20 protein-coding genes and 1 tRNA gene are annotated in these 19300 nt (G+C 48.2%); all 21 read left to right on the forward strand.

Annotated features, from left to right (window positions below; translation table 11 throughout):
• Nucleotides 1-768, forward strand: coding sequence for a glycerophosphodiester phosphodiesterase family protein (locus NXS08_RS01050; protein ID WP_259136276.1), 768 nt, complete (start codon nt 1-3; stop codon nt 766-768).
• A 79-nt stretch (nt 769-847) separates the two neighbouring features.
• Nucleotides 848-920: transfer RNA gene (locus NXS08_RS01055), tRNA-Arg, on the forward strand.
• Between the two features lie 65 nt (nt 921-985).
• Nucleotides 986-2023 carry an aminoacyltransferase gene (locus NXS08_RS01060; protein ID WP_259136277.1) on the forward strand — a complete coding sequence of 346 codons (1038 nt, stop codon included), beginning with the start codon at nt 986-988 and terminating at the stop codon, nt 2021-2023.
• Between the two features lie 37 nt (nt 2024-2060).
• Entirely contained in the window at nt 2061-3128 is a 1068-nt protein-coding gene (locus NXS08_RS01065) for an AI-2E family transporter (protein WP_259136278.1), read from the forward strand.
• A gap of 69 nt (nt 3129-3197) precedes the next feature.
• Nucleotides 3198-3647, forward strand: coding sequence for a ribose-5-phosphate isomerase (locus NXS08_RS01070; protein ID WP_259136279.1), 450 nt, complete (start codon nt 3198-3200; stop codon nt 3645-3647).
• A gap of 33 nt (nt 3648-3680) precedes the next feature.
• Nucleotides 3681-5360, forward strand: a complete 1680-nt coding sequence (argS, locus tag NXS08_RS01075) for an arginine--tRNA ligase (protein WP_259136280.1) — start codon at nt 3681-3683, stop codon at nt 5358-5360.
• Between the two features lie 149 nt (nt 5361-5509).
• Nucleotides 5510-6568, forward strand: coding sequence for a hypothetical protein (locus NXS08_RS01080; protein ID WP_259136281.1), 1059 nt, complete (start codon nt 5510-5512; stop codon nt 6566-6568).
• Nucleotides 6555-7436 (forward strand): hypothetical protein, encoded by an 882-nt coding sequence (locus tag NXS08_RS01085; RefSeq protein ID WP_259136282.1) that lies wholly within the window; start codon nt 6555-6557, stop codon nt 7434-7436. The genes NXS08_RS01080 and NXS08_RS01085 overlap by 14 nt, the downstream gene beginning before the upstream one ends.
• 276 nt (nt 7437-7712) lie before the next feature.
• On the forward strand, nt 7713-9512 hold the full coding sequence (gene rho / locus NXS08_RS01090) for a transcription termination factor Rho (protein WP_259137329.1): 1800 nt from the start codon (nt 7713-7715) through the stop codon (nt 9510-9512).
• A gap of 121 nt (nt 9513-9633) precedes the next feature.
• Entirely contained in the window at nt 9634-9846 is a 213-nt protein-coding gene (gene rpmE / locus NXS08_RS01095; RefSeq protein ID WP_259136283.1) for a 50S ribosomal protein L31, read from the forward strand.
• Between the two features lie 93 nt (nt 9847-9939).
• Nucleotides 9940-11046, forward strand: coding sequence for a peptide chain release factor 1 (gene prfA, locus NXS08_RS01100; RefSeq protein ID WP_259136284.1), 1107 nt, complete (start codon nt 9940-9942; stop codon nt 11044-11046).
• A 14-nt stretch (nt 11047-11060) separates the two neighbouring features.
• Nucleotides 11061-11915, forward strand: coding sequence for a peptide chain release factor N(5)-glutamine methyltransferase (gene prmC, locus NXS08_RS01105; protein ID WP_259136285.1), 855 nt, complete (start codon nt 11061-11063; stop codon nt 11913-11915).
• A 12-nt stretch (nt 11916-11927) separates the two neighbouring features.
• The gene (locus tag NXS08_RS01110) at nt 11928-12563 is read left to right on the forward strand and encodes an L-threonylcarbamoyladenylate synthase (RefSeq protein ID WP_259136286.1); all 636 of its coding nucleotides are present in this window, start codon (nt 11928-11930) and stop codon (nt 12561-12563) included.
• Entirely contained in the window at nt 12560-13675 is a 1116-nt protein-coding gene (locus tag NXS08_RS01115; RefSeq protein WP_259136287.1) for a glycosyltransferase family 4 protein, read from the forward strand. Before NXS08_RS01110 ends, NXS08_RS01115 begins: the two co-directional genes overlap by 4 nt.
• The gene (locus NXS08_RS01120) at nt 13672-14112 is read left to right on the forward strand and encodes a hypothetical protein (RefSeq protein ID WP_259136288.1); all 441 of its coding nucleotides are present in this window, start codon (nt 13672-13674) and stop codon (nt 14110-14112) included. Before NXS08_RS01115 ends, NXS08_RS01120 begins: the two co-directional genes overlap by 4 nt.
• A 179-nt stretch (nt 14113-14291) precedes the next feature.
• Nucleotides 14292-15047, forward strand: coding sequence for a F0F1 ATP synthase subunit A (gene atpB, locus NXS08_RS01125; RefSeq protein ID WP_259137331.1), 756 nt, complete (start codon nt 14292-14294; stop codon nt 15045-15047).
• Nucleotides 15048-15126: 79 nt separating this feature from the next.
• Entirely contained in the window at nt 15127-15333 is a 207-nt protein-coding gene (atpE, locus tag NXS08_RS01130; RefSeq protein WP_259136289.1) for an ATP synthase F0 subunit C, read from the forward strand.
• A 1-nt stretch (nt 15334) separates the two neighbouring features.
• Nucleotides 15335-15886 carry a F0F1 ATP synthase subunit B gene (locus tag NXS08_RS01135; RefSeq protein ID WP_259136291.1) on the forward strand — a complete coding sequence of 184 codons (552 nt, stop codon included), beginning with the start codon at nt 15335-15337 and terminating at the stop codon, nt 15884-15886.
• On the forward strand, nt 15886-16701 hold the full coding sequence (locus NXS08_RS01140; protein ID WP_259136292.1) for a F0F1 ATP synthase subunit delta: 816 nt from the start codon (nt 15886-15888) through the stop codon (nt 16699-16701). Before NXS08_RS01135 ends, NXS08_RS01140 begins: the two co-directional genes overlap by 1 nt.
• 45 nt (nt 16702-16746) lie before the next feature.
• Nucleotides 16747-18375: a F0F1 ATP synthase subunit alpha gene (gene atpA, locus NXS08_RS01145; protein ID WP_259136294.1), complete on the forward strand. Its 1629-nt coding sequence runs from the start codon at nt 16747-16749 to the stop codon at nt 18373-18375.
• Between the two features lie 2 nt (nt 18376-18377).
• Nucleotides 18378-19283 carry a F0F1 ATP synthase subunit gamma gene (locus tag NXS08_RS01150; protein WP_259136295.1) on the forward strand — a complete coding sequence of 302 codons (906 nt, stop codon included), beginning with the start codon at nt 18378-18380 and terminating at the stop codon, nt 19281-19283.
• Nucleotides 19284-19300 lie beyond the last annotated feature (17 nt).

Here is a 19300-nt window from a genome sequence, read left to right on the forward strand (position 1 = left end):
ATGTACCAGCTTGGCCCAAATCAAACACCTATTGTCATTGCCCACCGCGGTGGTGCGCTGGTAGCCCCAGAAAACTCTTGGGAATCCCTGCAATACTGTTATGAAAATGATTTTAACTACGTAGAAACTGACGCGCACCTCAGCGCTGACGGAGAAGTAATTTTAGTTCACGATCCGGTATTAGATCGCGTCTCAAACGGGACAGGTTTAGTTGCTAACCATACTTGGGATGAACTAAGTCGTCTTCGGATTAAGGACTCGGAAACATCTTTCGTCCGCTTAGCAGACGCGTTAGAAACCTACCCAGATTTGGCTTTCAACATCGACGCTAAAGAGGATGAAGTTTCCTTAGCAATGGTTGATGTAATCCTTGCAGCCAAAGCAACCGAGCGGGTTTGCTTAGCCTCATTCAGCACGGCACGCCTATGGGATATTCGCAGCTACGCTCCCGAAATTGCCACCAGCTTAGGGCAAACTGAAGCGGCTTTACTGTGGACCGGGGCGAACCTCACGATTCCAGCAAGGAAACTTCGTATTCCGGGGCCAGCAGAATCAGTGGTGGCTGCCCAAGTGCCACTTAAAATGGGACCATTGAAAGTTATTGACCGTAGATTCGTTGCCTATGCTCACCAGCAGGGAATCGCAGTTCACGTCTGGACACTGAACACGGAAGCAGAAATTTTACAGGCACTTCAAGCAGGAGCGGATGGAATTGTCACCGATGATCCACAGCTGGCTACTCAGGTGATTGCTAAGTTCACCGAATAAGGTGAGCTAAACCCCTTTTGTTTGGTTCTGTGTTTACAAGCTGATGGTGTTAAACTGAAGTAGCTGTATAACAGTACCGGCCCCGATAGCTCAGTGGATAGAGCGTTTGCCTCCGGAGCAAAAGGTCGCAGGTTCGAATCCTGTTCGGGGTACGAAAATCAGCGTTGGTCGTTTTATATGATCAACGCGATTTTATTACTATTCAGGAGTGGTAGTTATGCCGATATTTGACGAAAAAGCTGCCAATGCAGCAGAAATTCTTGCTGAGATAGATCTTTTCGTTGCAAATAGTCCACATGGAATGCTGATGCAATCTCCCGCATGGGCGAAAGTAAAAGCCAACTGGAACGCCGATTACATCTACCTTCGAGATGAAGCAGGAAAAATTTCTGCAGTGCTCTCTATCATTTCCATCAAACAAGCAGATGGAACGGTTTTCATGTACGCCCCACGCGGCCCAGTCTGCGATTTACGCGATACTGAAACAGTCCAAGAACTGTTAGCTCAAGCAGCTGAAGTAGCGCAGCAAAGGGGCGGCTTCCTCCTAAGAATCGACCCTGAGGTAGCCTACGAAGAAAATTTAGTTAATACCTACCGAAATCTGGGATATGTAGTGCGCAGTCGGGAAATCGAAGATCCCAAGGCATTTTCAAACCCCCGTTGTAATATGGTTTTGGACCTTAACGGAAAAACTCACGCTGACTTTTTAGCAAACCTCAATAAGAAAGTCCGTTACCGGATTAGGCGCACCTACACCGATGGTTTAACAACTAATATCTACGGGCCAGAATCAGAAAATTTTGTCGCCTACTTAGACCAGTTTTATGCGCTAATTGTCGAAATGGCAGCTCGTCAAGGTATTTCTCACCGCCCTAAAGCCTACTTCGAGGCTCTTTTTGCGGCGTTCCCATCGACTCGGCTTATCCTTACGCTAGACCCCGCTGGAGAGCCAATCTCAGCAGCAATTCTTACTTGTTATAATCGGAAAGCATTCTACATTTACGCGGGAACTTCTACTCGAATGAGAGAGCTTTCCCCCTCTTTGCAAACCAATAATGAGGGGATCAAATATGCGATTGAAAATGGCTACTTAGAGTATGATATGGGAGGCGTGTTCTCTACCGATCCGGCAAATGGACTTTACCAGTTTAAACGTCAGCTTTGTGGTGAAACTGGATTAAGAGAACTCATCGGCGAAATCGACGTAGTTTATAATCAAGCAGATTATGACAAATACATTTCCAAACAGGGATAAAACGGATCACCCATCCGTTATTGAAAGGTAAAGATAGATGACTGAAAAAGTCAGAAAATCGGGAAATAACCCGTTACTAAACCTTACGCTAACCGTAATTTTAGTAGTTTTGATCGGGTATTTGCTGCAAATCGGTCAAGCTTTTATCCTTCCAGTGTTAGCTGCTTTCATTTTCGTAATTATTTTTAACGAATTGGATAAAGCACTTACCCGCATCCCCTATGTTGGTAAACTTCCCTCACTAATGCGGAAAACAATCATTTACATTGGCTTCCTTGCATTATTAGCAGCTCTCATCTCTCTCTTTACCGTGACGATCCAAGAACTAATCGTCAATTCGAACGTGTACCAAGAAAACCTAATCCAACTTTTCAACCAGCTTACTGACACATTCGGAGAAGAGTATATTCCAGATTGGAACCAACTCAGTGCCAGAATCTCCAACTCCTTCAGACTCCAGACCTGGTTACTGTGGATTGCCGGTCAGGTAAGCGCTGCCTCAGGTACGATCTTCCTGGTAATTGTCTACATTGCTTTCCTCTTAGGAGAACGCGTAACTTTCGCAGCAAAATTTGCAGCTGCTTTCCCCAACCCTGAAAAAGCTGCTCGCGTAAAGGAAATCCTCGAAGCCGTAAACACTAAAGTTGGACAATACCTGGGCGCAAAAACTTTCATTAACGTTATCCTCGCCCTAGTTTCCTACGTGATTATGCTGGGCTTCGGCTTAGACTACGCAGCCTTTTGGGCGCTGCTAATCGGCCTACTAAACTACATCCCCTACATTGGTTCAGCATTCGGTGTGCTCTTTCCGGTAGCCTTATCCATCGTTCAATTCGTCTCCTGGCCATGGACTATCGCTCTGGCTATCGCCCTCTTACTTGCCCAAATCATCATGGGGAACTTTGTAGAACCAAAACTCATCGGACGCACCGTAAATCAATCCGCTTTTGTAGTCCTACTTGCCCTGTCCTTCTGGGTAACTCTCTGGGGTCTTCCCGGCGCCATCTTAGCCGTTCCAATGACCTCAATCATAGGAATTATCCTGTCAGAATTTAAAGCCACTCGACCACTGGCAGTATTCATGTCCGAAGACGTGGAAGACTAACCATACCCATACTTTAAGAAAACCCAAATAAACTATCTGAAACCAAAATAACTTCAAGAAAGGCAAGCCATGGAGGTCCACATCGCCGCCGATCACGCCGGATTTGAACTGCGTGAACACCTCATCAAACACCTCACCGAAAAAGGGTATAAGGTGATTGACCACGGAGCAACTGAATACGACGCCTTAGACGCCTACCCAACCATGTGCATTCCCTGCGCCGAAGCGGTAGCAAAAGACACTCACGCCCTGGGAATCGTTATCGGTGGCTCAGGTAACGGAGAACAGATCGCAGCTAATAAAGTAAACGGTGTGCGCGCCGCCCTCGCCTGGTCTGAAGCCACCGCCGCCTTAGCCCGCGAACACAATAACGCCAACGTAATCGCAGTGGGCGCACGCCAACACAGCCTAGCAGAAGCCACCCGCTTCATCGAAGTATTCCTAGAGACACCCTTCTCTAACGACCCCCGCCACATCGAACGCATTAACATGCTAAGCGACTACGAAACTAAGCGTTAAGTCTAAAACTGCAAACTAAAGTAAGCGAAGAAGATGACCCCACAAGATTTAGAACAACTAATCCACACCGTATTAGTCCAGGCAGCCCAAGCCCAAGAGATCGCACTAGCAGCAGCAGATATTCCCACTGAAATCGTGGTCGAACGCCCTCGGAATAAAGAACACGGAGACTGGGCAACCAATATCGCCATGCGCCTGGCCAAACCAGCTGGAACTAACCCACGGGCTTTAGCTGAAGTTATCTCTCAACGTTTAAAAGCAGAAACCGGGATTAAAGCCGTTGAAGTTGCCGGCCCAGGATTTATCAACATCACCTTGGACGCAGCTTCAGCCGGAGAACTGGCTCGCACCATCCTCACCGCGGGAAGTGAATACGGAAAAAACCAATCCCAGGCAGGCAAACACGTCAATTTGGAATTCGTTTCTGCCAACCCTACCGGCCCCATCCACTTAGGCGGCGCACGCTGGGCAGCTGTTGGGGACACCCTAGCGCGCCTACTGGAAGCCTCAGGTGCCAAAGTCACCCGCGAATACTACTTCAATGACCACGGGGCGCAGATCGATCGGTTTGCTCGCTCCCTCTACGCCCGCGCCAAAGGAGAAGATGCTCCCGAGGACGGCTACGGTGGCCAATACATTGAGGACATCGCCAGCCAAGTAATCGCCGATGCTAAAGCTGCCAAAGAAGCAGACCCACTCACTTTGCCAGAAGCAGAAGCAACTGAAGTATTCCGCGCTCGCGGAGTGGAACTTATGTTTGCAGAGATTAAACGTAAGTTAGCTCAGTTCCAAGTAGAGTTTGACGTTTACTTCCACGAAGACCACCTGCACAACAACGGGGCAGTAGCAGAAGCGATTAACCGGTTGCGTGAACGCGGAGTAATTTACGAAGCCGAGGGCGCTACCTGGCTGCGTTCCACCGAATTTGGTGACGATAAAGACCGAGTAATTATCAAATCTGATGGGGACGCAGCTTATTTTGCGGGGGACATTGCCTACTACCTGAATAAACGTGAACGCGGAGCTGACCAGGTGGTAATTATGCTGGGCGCTGACCACCACGGCTATATTGGCCGCATGTACGCTATGTGTGCGGCTTTTGGCGACCAGCCAGGTGATAACTTAGAGCTACTTATTGGGCAGTTAGTTAATCTAATGAAGGACGGCCAGCCACTGCGGATGTCAAAACGAGCCGGCACTATCGTTACTTTAGATGACCTGGTTGAAGCAGTTGGGGTGGATGCTGCCCGCTATGCACTGGTGCGCTCATCTATCGATCAGGGGATTGATATTGACCTGGATCTTTTAACTTCGCACAGTAACGATAATCCCGTTTACTACGTCCAGTACGCGCATGCGCGCACCTGTAACGTAAGCCGGAATGCCGCTGAACACGGGGTAGTGAAAGAAGCTGGGTTTACACCCGCTGCTTTAGATCACCCTGCGGATACGCAGCTTTTGGGTGCTTTAGCACAATTCCCTGCGATGGTGGCACAAGCTGCGCAGCTACGCGAACCTCACCGCGTGGCACGCTATTTAGAAAACCTGGCTGCTGCCTATCACACTTGGTACGCGCAGTGCCGAGTGACCCCGCGGGCAAATGAGGAAGTTGAAGCTGGCCACGTGGCTCGCCTGTGGCTGAATGACGCGGTGAAGCAGGTTTTGGCTAATGGCCTACAAATGCTGGGAGTTACTGCACCTGAGCGTATGTAAGTGGTGTAACTGGCGTTTTGTTTGCAACGCTTAAAGGTGGGTGGTTATAAACTATTTATAATCACCCACCTTTAGTTAAAAACCAGTAGATGTCTTCAACACAGGCGAAGTTCGTCTTTGGAAAACTAAATCCTAAATAAGGAAGCGTCTTGAAATTTTCCACGCAAATACAAGCTCAAATTGAGGCTCGCCACCAAGCAGGTGATTTCAATCTATTAGACGGAAATCAGCTGGTAGCGTCTTTAGATGTGTGGGCCACACGTCTATATGAAGAGTTTTGGGACGGGTACGGTTTAGCTGGTGGGGAACTTTTCTTTGATGCGGAACTATGCCCGGCAGATCGTGTCCTCGAAGCAATTGAGCAAAAGCAGATCGGTTTAAGTTTAGGCTTAGAAACACAGCTTAAACAGTTCGTTAATCGCAGTGGTTCCGGCGGTAAGTACTTACTTGACCTAAATTATCCACAGTTATTTGATTTAATTTTCCGCAGTGAACGCTTCACGCAGGAAAATACTAAGGTACATATTTTTTCTTACGAGTATTTTATTTCGTTATGGAAAGAAGGCGCTTTTGCTGCCCATTTCAATGATCCTGATTCAATAAAACCTGAGGGACACTGGAAGTTAAAAACAGTAGTTTCTTCCTGGGCAAATAATCCGCAGTGGTATGAGTTTAAAGCTTTTTTGAAGCTGGGGCGGGTATGCGCAGGCAGGTTAGAACTACCCATTTATGAGAGTGCGGATGGACAGAGTTCTTTAACTTTAGTTGTTGAAAGCTGGGGTAAATATCTGCCGGTAGAAAGTTATCATAGGCAAGCTGGTTTATTTCGTGATCTTTTAAAACTGGCGAAACTGGGTTTAACTAATTTTGATTTAATGTTTATTTTTGAAATGGGCGGGATCAGACAGTTAGAAGTAAATGCCTTAATCGACCACACTGAAGCGGTGCGAGATCTGGCGGATCAGTTAAGAAAGTTCATGGCGAATAAAGACACGCGAAAAGCTGGGGTGAAAACTCCGCAGATCGGGTTTTTAGGAATCCCTGGGTGGGAAAGTGCGCCCTATGGTTTTGTTACTTCTGACGGAGTTGAGGTTGGCAGATTGGAGTCAGATTACCCGCTGTATATCGTAGCGGGTGAGCAGTTAGAAGAAACAGATTATGCGACTAGCTTCGCGGAACTATTACGGGGTGTCGATGATGTTGATTAAGAATGATTTAGTTAAGGTGACTTTATTTGGGGCGCTTTCTTTTGCATCGTTAAGTGGTGAAAAGTTAAGCGTGTCATTGAACCTGCCCAGTAGTTTCGAGTTGCGTGCAGTAGCGGGGGATAGTGAAATCCAAGTACGCGAGTTTGATGGAGATTTTCTGGCAAAATCAGGTGTGCAGATTATTCATCGGGCTGCCTACCGGGTTTTAGATTATTTGGGCGCACCGCACGTGGGGTTAGTTATTTCCGGGGAATCAAAGTGGGTATTACCCTATGGTGCAACCTATGATTCTGTGCTGGCAGTTGCGGGAACTTTACTGGCGGCGGGGTTGGCTCCGGCGAATATTTTGACGGAAGAGGAATTAATCGAATTGGCAGTGCAGTCAGGAGCCAATGCGGAGCTTGCGGTTGTGCTGGTTCGAGGAGCTGCGGCGCTGGTGTGGACGAAAGAAGCTGAACGCGGAGTACGCTACCTGCCTTTAGCTTTGGAAAAACGGCCGGCTACGCTGTTAGTTTCAAAGAATTTTTATGCGTTGGGTAGAAATGGGATTGAGTTTAGAGCATTGAATTTTGGTTTACTTACTGCGTATATGTCTGATTTAAGTACGGCTTTTACAACTGAGATGCTTGCTAAAGCTACGGCAATGAGTGCTTCTGAGAATCATGCTTATGCGCCGGTTGCGAAACTGGTTGCCTATTTGCAAGAACTTGGCATACCGGCTTTGGCAAGTGCTGGTGGGGAAGCGGTGTTAGTTTTCGCTTCTTTGGATAGGGAATTAGTTGAGCAGGCTGAGGCAGCGGCTTGGCGGGTTGCTCCGGTTTCTTTTATGCCCGAGGGCGCTCAAATTGAAGCATCACTGCTGGCCTGAGGTTATTTAGAGAGACTACTTTCACTTTCAAAAAGTACGGGAGAGCATTTAAGTGTGTTACACTGAAGAGTAACTCCATTTGAGTTATCTTCTAGCAAATGCTAGTTCTCAAACCGTTCCAAGTGCATTACTGGTTAAATCTACAGTTTGTAAGCCCGAACGGATTTGCCTGCTGTGAAGCAGAGCATGATTTAGAAACCTCTAGCCTTACTTGGGCTACATCAGTTAGGAAAACTGTTGAGCGAAAACGCAAATAAGAAGCGCCCCCTGTCAGCTATGCGTCTGCCTGAACTGCGAGAATTAGCAGTTGAACTGGGGATTGATCCAGCTAAGATGCGCCGCCCGGAATTGCAAGCAGCTATTCGCGATGCGCGGAGCGGAAAACCAACTTCTCAAAATACCCAGCCTGTGGCTGAAGTTACCTCACCAGAAGTTGAGGTAGCTCCTCCAGCTAATACGGAGGAAGAAACTGGCCGCAAACAGGAAGGCTTTAGTCGTCGCCGTCGCGATAAGCGTGAAACACGCGGCGCTAAAACAGCTATTGTAGAACTTGATCTGCCCACCCCAGCTGTAGATCTCACCGTAGATCTGGGATTGGCCGCCCCTAAAGCGGAAACTAATGTAGATACTGAAATACCACGTAAGCGGCGTCGCCGGGCAGTTTCTGCCCCAACCGCATCCCCAGAAACTATTGTGATTGATGTTAAAGAAGAACTGGGTCTGGTAGAGAACACGGCGGCTGACGAAACTGAAAAAGTACCGGCCAGTGTTGATGAGATTCAACTTCCTTCAGCTGAAACTGAAGAGTATGAAGAAAATAATGAGCGTTCCAGTCGGCGTCGTTCACGTGAAGATCGCGATAATAGTCGGCGTCGGCGCGGACGTGACCGCAATAAGCGTCGGGAAAAAACCGATGCGAATGATGCAGAAACCCCCGTTTCTGAAGATAACCTGGTGCAAATCGCAGGTATTTTAGATGTGCAAGAAAACCACGCATTTGTACGCACCTCAGGATATTTAGCGGGTCCAAACGACGTTTACGTTACTTTGGGAAATGTCCGTCGTTGGGGACTGCGTCCCGGTGACGCGGTAGTTGGTGCGGTTCGTCAGCCACAAGAAGGTGAACGGCAACGCCAGAAGTACAATGCTTTAGTTCGTTTAGATTCAGTAAATGGGCTAACTCCTGAACAAGCTGCGGTACGTCGTGAGTTCAACAAGCTAACCCCACTTTACCCAGTGGAACAGCTACGTTTAGAGACTACTCCAAAAGCTATCACTCCACGGGTGATCGATTTGGTATCCCCCATCGGGAAGGGGCAGCGTGGTCTGATTGTTGCTCCGCCTAAAGCTGGTAAAACTATTGTGATGCAGCAGATCGCTAACGCGATTGCGCAAAATAATCCAGAAGTTCACCTGATGGTCGTGTTGGTAGACGAACGTCCTGAAGAAGTTACCGATATGCAACGCACCGTTAAAGGTGAAGTGATCGCTTCGACATTCGATCGTCCAGCTGCAGATCACACGACGGTTGCGGAACTGGCTATTGAACGTGCTAAGCGTCTGGTGGAACTGGGTAAAGATGTAGTAGTGCTCTTAGACTCAATCACTCGTTTAGGACGCGCCTACAACTTAGCTGCCCCAGCTTCCGGTCGGATTCTGTCCGGTGGGGTAGATGCTTCAGCACTTTACCCACCTAAGAAGTTCTTTGGTGCAGCCCGTAACATTGAAGAAGGCGGCTCTTTAACTATTATTGCTTCGGCTTTGGTTGAAACCGGTTCGAAAATGGATGAGGTTATTTTCGAAGAGTTCAAAGGAACTGGCAATATGGAGCTACGTTTGTCACGTCAGCTTGCAGATCGCCGTATTTTCCCAGCTGTGGATGTTAATAGTTCCGGTACTCGACGTGAAGAAGCCCTGTTCAAGAAAGAAGAACTGGCAATCATGTGGAAGCTGCGCCGCGTCCTCGGAAACTTGGAACAGCAGCAGGCATTAGAACTGGTTTTGGACAAGTTAAAAGAAACCCAATCGAATGCTGAATTCCTCATGAGTGTTGCCAAGACCACGCCGAAAGATTAAGCCACCTTTGAAAAAGGACTGGAAGATTTCCATATAGTATGGAAAAATTATGGATTGGTTCCGGTTCACCACCGCGGAGCGCGTGTGGACCCGGCATCCTCGAATCCCTTAAGGAGAAACCATGAAAAAGGGTATCCACCCTGAATACACCGATACGAAGATTACCTGCACCTGCGGTAACTCTTTCGACACCCGCACTTCCATGAGTGTAGAAGAACTGCGCGTTGACGTTTGCTCTAACTGCCATCCTTTCTACACCGGTAAGCAGAAGATCATGGACACCGGTGGTCGCGTGGCTCGCTTCGAAGCTCGTTACGGCAAGCGCCAGAAGTAGCTTTACACAACGGCGTCGCTTACCCTCAGATGAGGTTTGGCGACGCCGTTTTGTATTCTTTTATCCCCCTTAAAAATTGTTGAAGGAAATCTCGTGAGCTCATACGCCACTCAGCTACAAGCAGTAGCCCCCCTACTTGAAGAATACGCTCAGGTTGAAGCTGCTTTGGCAGACCCAGAAGTACTGGCAGATCTTGGGCAGCAAAGAAAACTTGGAAAGCGATTTTCTGAACTTTCCGTCATAAAAAAAGCAGCAGATTCTCTGGTGGCCGCGATTGAGGATGTGGCTGCAGCAAAGGAAATGGCTGCTGAAGACGCTAGTTTTGCTTCGGAAATTCCCGCTTTAGAAGAAGCCTTAGAAGCAGCCCACGCTCGTTTAGTGAAAATTTTAATTCCTCGTGACCCGGCTGATGCCGATAACGTCATCTTGGAAATTAAAGCTGGTGAAGGTGGGGAAGAATCTGCTTTATTCGCTGCTGAACTGGCTCGCATGTACACTCGATACGCTGAAACTAAAGGCTGGCGAGTTAAAGAACTTTCCTCTACCTACACTGGATTGGGTGGGGTTAAGGAAGTTTCTCTTTCGATTGCTTCGAAAACAGATGTTGCCGCCGAGGACGGTGTGTGGGCGCACCTAAAGTTTGAAGGTGGAGTTCACCGAGTGCAGCGAGTTCCCGTCACGGAATCCCAAGGGCGAATCCACACCTCTGCAGTGGGTGTCCTGGTTACTCCTGAAGTGGAAGATGATACTGACGAACTGGTTATTGAACCTAATGATCTGCGGATTGACGTTTTCCGTTCTTCAGGGCCAGGCGGGCAGTCAGTTAATACCACTGACTCGGCTGTGCGTATCACTCACTTACCTACCGGCGTAGTTGTTTCGATGCAGAACGAAAAATCCCAGCTACAAAATAAAGAAGCTGCTTTGCGCGTGCTCCGTTCCCGGTTAATCCAAATGGAACGTGAAAAGAAAGAAGCTGAAGCTTCCGCTATGCGCGCTTCACAGGTGCGCACAGTGGACCGTTCTGAACGAATCCGCACCTATAATTTCCCCGAAAACCGGATTGCCGACCACCGGACAGGGTATAAGGCTTACAATCTTTCAACTGTGCTTGAAGGAGAACTGGAACCGGTGATTCAGTCTGCGATCGTCCTTGATGAACAGCGACGGATGGAAGCGGCTGGACAAGGAAACCAGTAGTCCAAACGGTTTTAATGGAATCAACGCAGACTCAACAACTGTTTTTAACCGCAGTGCAAAGATTACGTGCTGCGGGGATTGAAAGTGCCCAAAAGGATGCTACTGAACTATTCCAAGTAGTTATACAAGCCCCCCGTTACCTTTGGAAAGAAACGGTTAGTGAAACTGAAAGAAAACAACTTGAAGAATTAGTTAGCCGCCGCGAAACCCGTGAACCACTTTTTTATATTCTGCAAAAAATGTGGTTCTACGGTTTGGAACTTAACGCCCGTCCCGGGGTATTTTGTGTCCGTCCGGAAACAGAAATGCTTGTGGAAACAGCTTTGCAGTGGGTGAGAGATAAAGGGATTGAATTTGGCAAGGCCCTTGACCTATGTACCGGAAGTGGAGCTATTGCACTGGCGTTAGACAGTCAGCTACCCAACTGGGAGGTCACTGGAGTTGAGGTATCCCCAGACGCCCTCGAAATTGCTAAAGAAAACCGCGAGAAACTAGGTTTAAAAACCGCTTTAGTGGCTGCAGACGCACTTGTGCTTCGCTCGGAATGGGAAAACAGTTTTCACCTGGTTGTATCCAACCCCCCTTATGTGCCGGTGCGGAAACTACCTGGAGAAACCGAGTACGAACCAAGTTTAGCTTTCTGGGGTGGGGGAGAAAACGGCATGGAAATCCCGCAGCAGATCATTGCAAATGCCTACCGGTATTTGCAACCTGGCGGCTTGGTGATTATGGAACACGATGATACGCAGGGAGAAGCCACTCGGGAAGCAGCCAGCAAAGCAGGGTTTAGTGATATTTCAACCCAGCTTGACTTAAATGGGATCGACAGATTTTTAATCGCCCAAAAGCCGGTGGCTAACAAATCGTGAGAGAATGAATCTATGGAAATTATTGACTGTAAATCGGCGAAAACCACGGCTCTTAGTCAAACTCAACTAGAGGCTGTGGTAACCGCAATAAATACGAATCAGCCAATTGTTTTTCCAACTGACACCGTATATGGAATCGCTGGTAATCCGGGAAGTAAAGAAGCAATTGAAACCCTCTTAGCAGCAAAGGGGAGAGGACGGCAAAAACCACCCCCGATTCTGCTTGCAAATGCCCAGCAGGTTACGAAAATCGCCAAAGACGTTCCCGCAGCAGCCTACCGGCTGATGGAAGCGTTTTGGCCCGGAGCTCTCACTTTGATTCTTAAATCCGGTGAAGAAGTAAAATACGATCTAGGAGATATGCCAGACACGGTGGCCGTGCGTATGCCCGATAACCCAATCGCCCTGCAAATCTTAGCGAAGACTGGCCCACTGGCAGTGACTTCAGCTAATCTTACCGGTGCCCCGGCAGCTACTGACTGTCCGCAAGCGGTGACCTATTTTGCTGATAAGGTTGCTGTTTATGTCGATGGTGGGGCTACCGAGGGAAATCTACCTTCTACCATTGTTTCTTGTGTTGATGAAGTGAAAATATTAAGAAGAGGAAAAATAACGGACACTGAAATCTTTGAGGTGCTGCACGCATGAGACTATATATTTTAGTATTTGCAGTAGCTGCCTTAATTACTTTTATTCTCACTGCAGTGGTTCGACAGATTGCCCTTGCTAAAGGGATTTGCGCACCGGTTAGAGATAGGGATGTCCACACTACGCCGATCCCGCGTTTAGGTGGGATTGCGATGTCACTCGGTTTTACGCTGGCGATTTTAATCGCCATGAAAATACCTTACTTTTCGCCTGTTTTTGAAAAAGGGCAAATCTGGGGAGTTGTAATCGGAGTAATTGGTATCACCGTTTTGGGGGCGGTAGATGATATCTACGAACTGGACTGGATTGCGAAAATAGCCGGGCAAATTATTGTTGCAATGCTAATGGTATATTTCGGAGTGCAATTTATTTCCTTCCCTATTTTCGGGATAACTATCGGTTCTTCCACTATGTCTATGGTGGTGACGGTACTGATAATCGTCTCTTTGATGAATGCCGTGAACTTTGTAGATGGCTTAGACGGGTTAGCCGCTGGGGTAGTAGGGATAGGGGCATTAGCTTTCTTTGGATACAGCTATCTATTGACGGTAATTTCTGAAGCTCTTACTTTTGCCTCTACCGCTTCACTAATTAGCGCTGCCTTAGTAGGAATCTGCTTTGGTTTTATCCCTTATAACTTTCATCCGGCATCAATCTTTATGGGAGATGCGGGAGCTATGTCACTGGGAGTTTTAGTTGCCAGTGCGGGGATTATCGTGACTGGGCAAATTGATCCCAATATTCTTAATGCCCCCCAGTTATATTCCGCAATTATTCCTATTCTTTTGCCAATCTTGGTGGTGCTACTTCCCATTATTGATATGCTGGCAGCCATTATCCGTCGCGTTTCCAAAGGGGCTTCTCCATTTGCCGCAGATAAACAGCATATTCATCATCAACTGTTGAAACTGGGACATTCTCACAGTGCGGTGGCGCTGCTGATGTATCTGTGGACATTTTTAGTGACCGCCCCCGTTGTAGCTATTCTTATTTTCCCGTCCCACTACGTGCTGATTGCCACGGTGATTAGTTGGATAATCGGAATTTTCCTGACCCGGAAAACTCCTAGAATGATAGATAAGCTGACAGAAGAAAGGATGAAGCAGGAATGAGTTCTTTAAAGTTGCTGGCAGCAGTTGAAAGACTAAAAAAGATTCTCCCTCTTGCCGCTGTCCTGATTGGCGCTCTCAGCATGTTAATAACTTGGGGGTTAGAAAAGTCAGTTTTGACTGCTTTAATCGCAACGGGAATCGGGATTGTTCTGGCACTGTTAAGTGGGTGGACATTAACGCTGGTAGCTCGGAACTCTAGTTTGCAGTTACTGGCCGTGGGGGCAGATTACCTAATTAAGATAGTTATCTTGATTTCTAGCGTGCTGATTGTCCAAAATGTCAGTGGATTAGACCGGCGTGTAATGGGCTTAATTCTGGTTGCTAACATCTTGGTGCAGGCAGCTTTACAAGTGCGGATTCTAATGCAGGTGAAGGGCCCCGTAGTGGAACCAAATCTCCGTGTTCACGATGTGAATAAGGAAACTGACTCGCAATAACTTTTCTGATAGTATGGTTCAGTTACTAAACTAAGTTTTTTTGGATAACAACGCAGGTTTACAAAATAGTAACCGTTACCAGGTAGTAGCTAATTAAAACCAAACCCAGGGGGTGTATTCTGTTCACCGCAACAGTTTCAACGGTGTTGGCAAAAGTAGCCGGTCTTGGCATTTTGCCGATGATTCCAGGTATGGATGACTTCTTCCCAGCACCTTTTGCCTTTGAGGGCACCATATTTGAAATGAACCGTCTGGTTTTAGTACGTTTAATTGCCGCTACGATGCTCATTTTACTTTTCAGTATCGGTGCCAGCCGCGCAAAGCTAATCCCTTCCAAAGGACAGATTATCTTAGAATCGATGATTCTATTTGTGCGGGATAATATCGCGATCGATACATTGGGAGATAAAGAAGGGCGTCGCTATGCGCCTGTTTTAACCATTATTTTCCTGGGCGTATTCTTCATGAACATTACCGGCGTAATCCCGGGACTGAATATCGCGGCTTCTTCTGTTATCGCAGTACCTTTAGTTTTTGCGATTTTCAGCTACGTCACCTTCATTGTGGCCGGCATTAAAAAGTTTGGTTTCTTCGGCTATTTCAAGTCCCAGCTTTTCCCCAGCGGGGTTCCCGCTTGGCTTTACGTCTTGCTCACGCCTATTGAACTGCTATCAATCTTTATTATTCGCCCGATAACCTTAACCGTCCGTCTGCTTGCTAACATGATTGCCGGACACCTGATTCTTGCCCTGAGTTTCTTTGGAACGAATTACCTTTTCTTTGAAGCTGCTGGAGCATTGAAACTAGTAGGCGTAGTCACTTTTTCCGCCGGAATAGTTTTCACCCTTTTTGAGATTTTCGTAGCAGCACTACAAGCCTACATTTTCGCGATTCTCTCAGCCGTTTATATTAAGCTTTCTATCGAATCCCACTGATAGAGAAATCTTCTGCGCAAAGCAGAAACTCCACACCTACTTCAGAAAATCTGAAGCTTGACAGTAAAGGAAGAAGAACATGACTGGTTCTATCGCAGTAATTGGTTACGGCCTTGCAACCCTCGGCCCCGGCATTGGGATTGGCCTTTTGGTTGCTAAGACTCAGGAAGCAACTGCACGTCAGCCAGAAGTAGCTCCAACTCTTACTAAGAATATGCTAATCGGTGCGGGCTTTATTGAAGCACTGGGTCTAGTTGGATTCGTCGCTGGTCTACTCTTTAGCTAACATGTACTTTCCGCTAATTGCAGAACAAGCAGGTAAAGCGTCTTATCCGGTTTTATTCCCCCCGCTTTACGACATAGTTTGGCAGGCACTAGTGCTCCTTCTTATCGGAGGGGTTCTCTACCGTTATGCACTTCCAAAGTTCACTGCCATTCTCGACGAACGCGAAAAACAGATTGCTGAAGGATTAGCAGCTGCTGACCGAGCGAAAGATTCAGAGGCATTAGCAAAGCGCCGGGCAGAAGAAGCCCTGCAGGCTGCTCATGCTGAAGCAGGTAAGATTCGTTCTTCTGCTACCGAGGACGGTAAGAAGATCGTTGCTAAAGCCCGCCGCGACGCTGAAGCTGACGCTGCCCGCATTTTAGAAAATGCGCGACGTCAGATTTTAGCTGAACGTCAAGCAGCTGAAATCTCACTAAAATCTGAAATCGGTTTATTAGCAACGGAACTAGCAGAAAAGATCGTTGGCGAACATCTTAAAGATACCCAGCTAACCGCTCGGGTGGTAGATCGTTTCCTTGACGACCTTGAAGTAGTCCCAGTACAGGAGTCATGATGCGTGCAGCGAGTGAGAAAACTCTAAAAGCCGCTACGGCAGTTCTTAACCAGCAAATGTTGGGAACTGATGCAGATATGATGACCGTGGCTGAAAACCTCTTCGGACTATCTGACCTTACTCGGGATACAGCTGCCGTAAGAAATGCGTTGACTGATCCGGGAAGAAGTAGCGCAGATAAGCGAAACCTCACTCGCTCTCTGCTTGATTCAAAAGTTGCTGCACAAACCCTCCCGATTGTCGAAGAACTGGCTAGCGGTACCTGGTCACACCCCATGGACCTAGTCGAAGCACTCGAGACATTGGGAACTGAAGCAGTCTTCACCGCGGCAGAAAAAGAAGCTAAATTAGCTGAAGTAGAAGAACAACTCTTTAGAGTAAATACCTTCTTAGCGGAGCAACGTGACCTACGTATCGGTCTGTCAGATCTTGGGGTAGGTGGCCCGCATGAGAGAGCACATTTTGCAGCTCGTTTCTTTGCAGACCACCTCAACCAATACTCTTCCCGCTTAGTAAGGCGCGCCGTAAGACTGTCCATTCACGGACGTCTACTGTCCCGTCTACGTCACCTAAGTGAAATGGCTTCACAACGCCGTAATCAAGTCCCAGCAGTGGTAACTGTCGCTCAACCTTTACAAGAGCAGCAACGCCAACGACTGGTGGCTAATCTAGAAAAACGCCTGAATCAAAAGGTCCTTCTTCATGAAGTAATCGACCCTGAGATTCTAGGTGGGATTCATATCCTCGTCGGTAACCAAGCGATTAACGCTACAGTAAGTTCCAACTTGGAGCAGGCAAAGCGTGCGCTTGCCTAATAAAACGTATCCATACAGTAAAAAGAAACGGTAAGGAAAAGCTCAATGGCTGAACTTTCTATCCGGCCCGAAGAAATCCGGGCAGCGCTGGACAGCTTCGTAGAATCATACACGCCGTCCGACACTGCAGCGGAAGAAATTGGTCACGTCACCCAGGCAGCCGACGGTATCGCACACGTCGAAGGTCTTCCGGGCGTAATGGCGAACGAACTTCTACGCTTTGAAGATGGCACTTTAGGGCTGGCCTCAAACCTTGACATCCGAGACATCGGTGTGATTATCCTTGGCGACTTCACCAATATTGAAGAAGGCCAAGAAGTACGCCGCACCGGCGATGTTCTTTCAGTGCCAGTAGGTGACGGCTACCTCGGGCGCGTCGTAGACCCACTGGGTAACCCCATCGATGGTTTAGGGGAGATCAAAGATCTTGAAGGCGTCCGCGCCCTGGAACTCCAAGCCCCCGGCGTTATGGCACGTAAATCCGTGCACGAACCACTCCAAACTGGTCTAAAAGCTATCGACTCGATGATTCCCATCGGGCGTGGTCAGCGTCAGCTGATTATCGGTGACCGTCAAACCGGTAAGACCCAGATCGCCCTCGATGCCATTATGAACCAGCGTGAAAACTGGCTCTCCGGCGACCCCAGCAAGCAAGTGCGCTGCATCTACGTTGCCATCGGCCAAAAGGGCTCCACAATCGCTTCCGTAAAAGGCGCTTTGGAAGCAGCCGGCGCAATGGAATACACCACCATCGTTGCCTCCCCAGCTTCCGACCCAGCTGGATACAAGTTCCTGGCACCTTACACCGGCTCCGCAATTGGGCAGCACTGGATGTATAACGGCAAGCACGTTCTGATTGTCTTTGACGATCTTTCCAAGCAGGCTGAAGCATACCGCGCTGTTTCGCTGCTTCTGCGTCGCCCACCGGGCCGTGAAGCCTACCCTGGTGACGTATTCTACCTACACTCCCGCTTGCTTGAACGCTGCGCGAAACTTTCCGATGAACTCGGCGGCGGGTCAATGACCGGCCTGCCGATTATTGAAACTAAGGCAAATGACGTTTCCGCCTACATTCCGACTAACGTAATTTCGATTACTGACGGTCAGATCTTCCTACAGTCCGACCTCTTCAACGCAAACCAGCGGCCCGCTGTTGACGTGGGTATTTCCGTATCCCGCGTGGGTGGGGCAGCCCAGGTAAAGGCAATGAAGAAGGTATCGGGTACTCTAAAGATTACTTTGGCACAGTACCGCGCCATGGCTGCTTTCGCCATGTTTGCCTCTGACCTTGATGAAGCAACTAAGAAACAGCTAACCCGTGGTGAACGCCTGATGGCACTGTTAAAGCAGTCCCAGGCGAATCCATATTCAGTAGCGGAACAGGTTGTTTCCATCTGGGCTGGTACCAACGGTTACCTAGATGATCTGGAAGTTAATGACGTAGCTCGTTTTGAACGGGGACTATTGGATTACCTGGCTTCTAACACCGATGTGCTGGCAACTATTGAAGCTACCGGAAACTTAGAGAAAGAAACTGAAGAGGCAATGCGCACCGGCATTACTACCTACCTCAACTCTTTCTTAAAGTCTGAAGGATATGTTAAGTCAGACGAGTCTCGTGAAGTAGCAGCTGAACTTACTAAAGAACAGATCGTTCGCGGTAAGAAGGCCTGATAATGGGCGGTAAACAGCGAATCTACAAACAGCGGATCCGCTCCACGCAAACTCTGAAAAAAGTTTTCCGCGCGATGGAGCTGATCGCAGCTTCACGTATCGGTAAAGCACGTGACAAAGCTACTTCAGGGGCGCCATATGAAAAGGCGCTTACCCAAGCGGTGGCTGCAGTGGCGCTTCACGGTGACTTGGAACATCCGCTCACCAGTGAACGCACTGACACGAACCGAGTAGCAGTTCTGACGGTGACTTCAGACCGCGGTATGGCCGGAGCCTATTCCTCAACTATCTTGCGTGAAACAGAACGCTTGATGAACCGCTTAACTGACGCAGGTAAAGAACCAGTGTTATTTACCGCCGGACGTCGCGGAGCTTCTCATTTCCGTTTCCGTAACCGCGAGATCTATCGCGCCTGGGAAGGGGAATCGGACGCCCCAACTGAAGATACCATTATAGAAATCGCTGCTAGTTTGCTGGAGCTTTTCTTAGAAGAAGACCCGCAGAAAGCAGTTGGTGAAGTCTACATCGTCTTCACACGATTTAAGAATATGGTTTCCCAAGTTCCAGAGGTACGGCAAATGCTCCCACTGACCGTGGTAGATAGTGCGGATACTGAAGAAACCGACGACGAAGCAGAACTATTTCCTGAATATGAGTTTGAACCAAACGAGGGAACTGTTCTGGACGCCCTATTGCCTCTTTATGTCGAGAATCGAATTCGCAATGCGCTGCTCCAAGCAGCTGCTTCCGAATTAGCTTCACGTCAGCAGGCAATGCACACCGCAACCGAAAATGCGGAAGATTTGATTACTAACTACACTCGCTTGGCGAACTCGGCCCGCCAAGCAGAAATCACGCAAGAAATTAGCGAGATTGTATCGGGTGCCGACGCTTTGGCAAATGGCTGAGGCAGGGAACAAGGATT

Source organism: Gleimia sp. 6138-11-ORH1 (genome assembly GCF_024814355.1).
Taxonomy (GTDB): Bacteria; Actinomycetota; Actinomycetes; order Actinomycetales; family Actinomycetaceae; genus Gleimia.

Bases quoted from the DNA above. Each gene is read 5' to 3' on its own strand.
- NXS08_RS01150 (WP_259136295.1), top strand. From the start codon at position 18,378: ATGGGCGGTAAACAGCGAATCTACAAACAGCGGATCCGCTCCACGCAA.
- NXS08_RS01070 (WP_259136279.1), top strand. From the start codon at position 3,198: ATGGAGGTCCACATCGCCGCCGATCACGCCGGATTTGAACTGCGTGAA.
- NXS08_RS01110 (WP_259136286.1), top strand. From the start codon at position 11,928: ATGGAAATTATTGACTGTAAATCGGCGAAAACCACGGCTCTTAGTCAA.
- rpmE (WP_259136283.1), top strand. From the start codon at position 9,634: ATGAAAAAGGGTATCCACCCTGAATACACCGATACGAAGATTACCTGC.
- NXS08_RS01115 (WP_259136287.1), top strand. From the start codon at position 12,560: ATGAGACTATATATTTTAGTATTTGCAGTAGCTGCCTTAATTACTTTT.
- argS (WP_259136280.1), top strand. From the start codon at position 3,681: ATGACCCCACAAGATTTAGAACAACTAATCCACACCGTATTAGTCCAG.
- NXS08_RS01060 (WP_259136277.1), top strand. From the start codon at position 986: ATGCCGATATTTGACGAAAAAGCTGCCAATGCAGCAGAAATTCTTGCT.
- NXS08_RS01050 (WP_259136276.1), top strand. From the start codon at position 1: ATGTACCAGCTTGGCCCAAATCAAACACCTATTGTCATTGCCCACCGC.
- NXS08_RS01140 (WP_259136292.1), top strand. From the start codon at position 15,886: ATGCGTGCAGCGAGTGAGAAAACTCTAAAAGCCGCTACGGCAGTTCTT.
- atpB (WP_259137331.1), top strand. From the start codon at position 14,292: ATGATTCCAGGTATGGATGACTTCTTCCCAGCACCTTTTGCCTTTGAG.
- atpE (WP_259136289.1), top strand. From the start codon at position 15,127: ATGACTGGTTCTATCGCAGTAATTGGTTACGGCCTTGCAACCCTCGGC.
- NXS08_RS01085 (WP_259136282.1), top strand. From the start codon at position 6,555: ATGATGTTGATTAAGAATGATTTAGTTAAGGTGACTTTATTTGGGGCG.
- NXS08_RS01065 (WP_259136278.1), top strand. From the start codon at position 2,061: ATGACTGAAAAAGTCAGAAAATCGGGAAATAACCCGTTACTAAACCTT.
- rho (WP_259137329.1), top strand. From the start codon at position 7,713: ATGCGTCTGCCTGAACTGCGAGAATTAGCAGTTGAACTGGGGATTGAT.
- prmC (WP_259136285.1), top strand. From the start codon at position 11,061: ATGGAATCAACGCAGACTCAACAACTGTTTTTAACCGCAGTGCAAAGA.
- atpA (WP_259136294.1), top strand. From the start codon at position 16,747: ATGGCTGAACTTTCTATCCGGCCCGAAGAAATCCGGGCAGCGCTGGAC.
- NXS08_RS01135 (WP_259136291.1), top strand. From the start codon at position 15,335: ATGTACTTTCCGCTAATTGCAGAACAAGCAGGTAAAGCGTCTTATCCG.
- NXS08_RS01120 (WP_259136288.1), top strand. From the start codon at position 13,672: ATGAGTTCTTTAAAGTTGCTGGCAGCAGTTGAAAGACTAAAAAAGATT.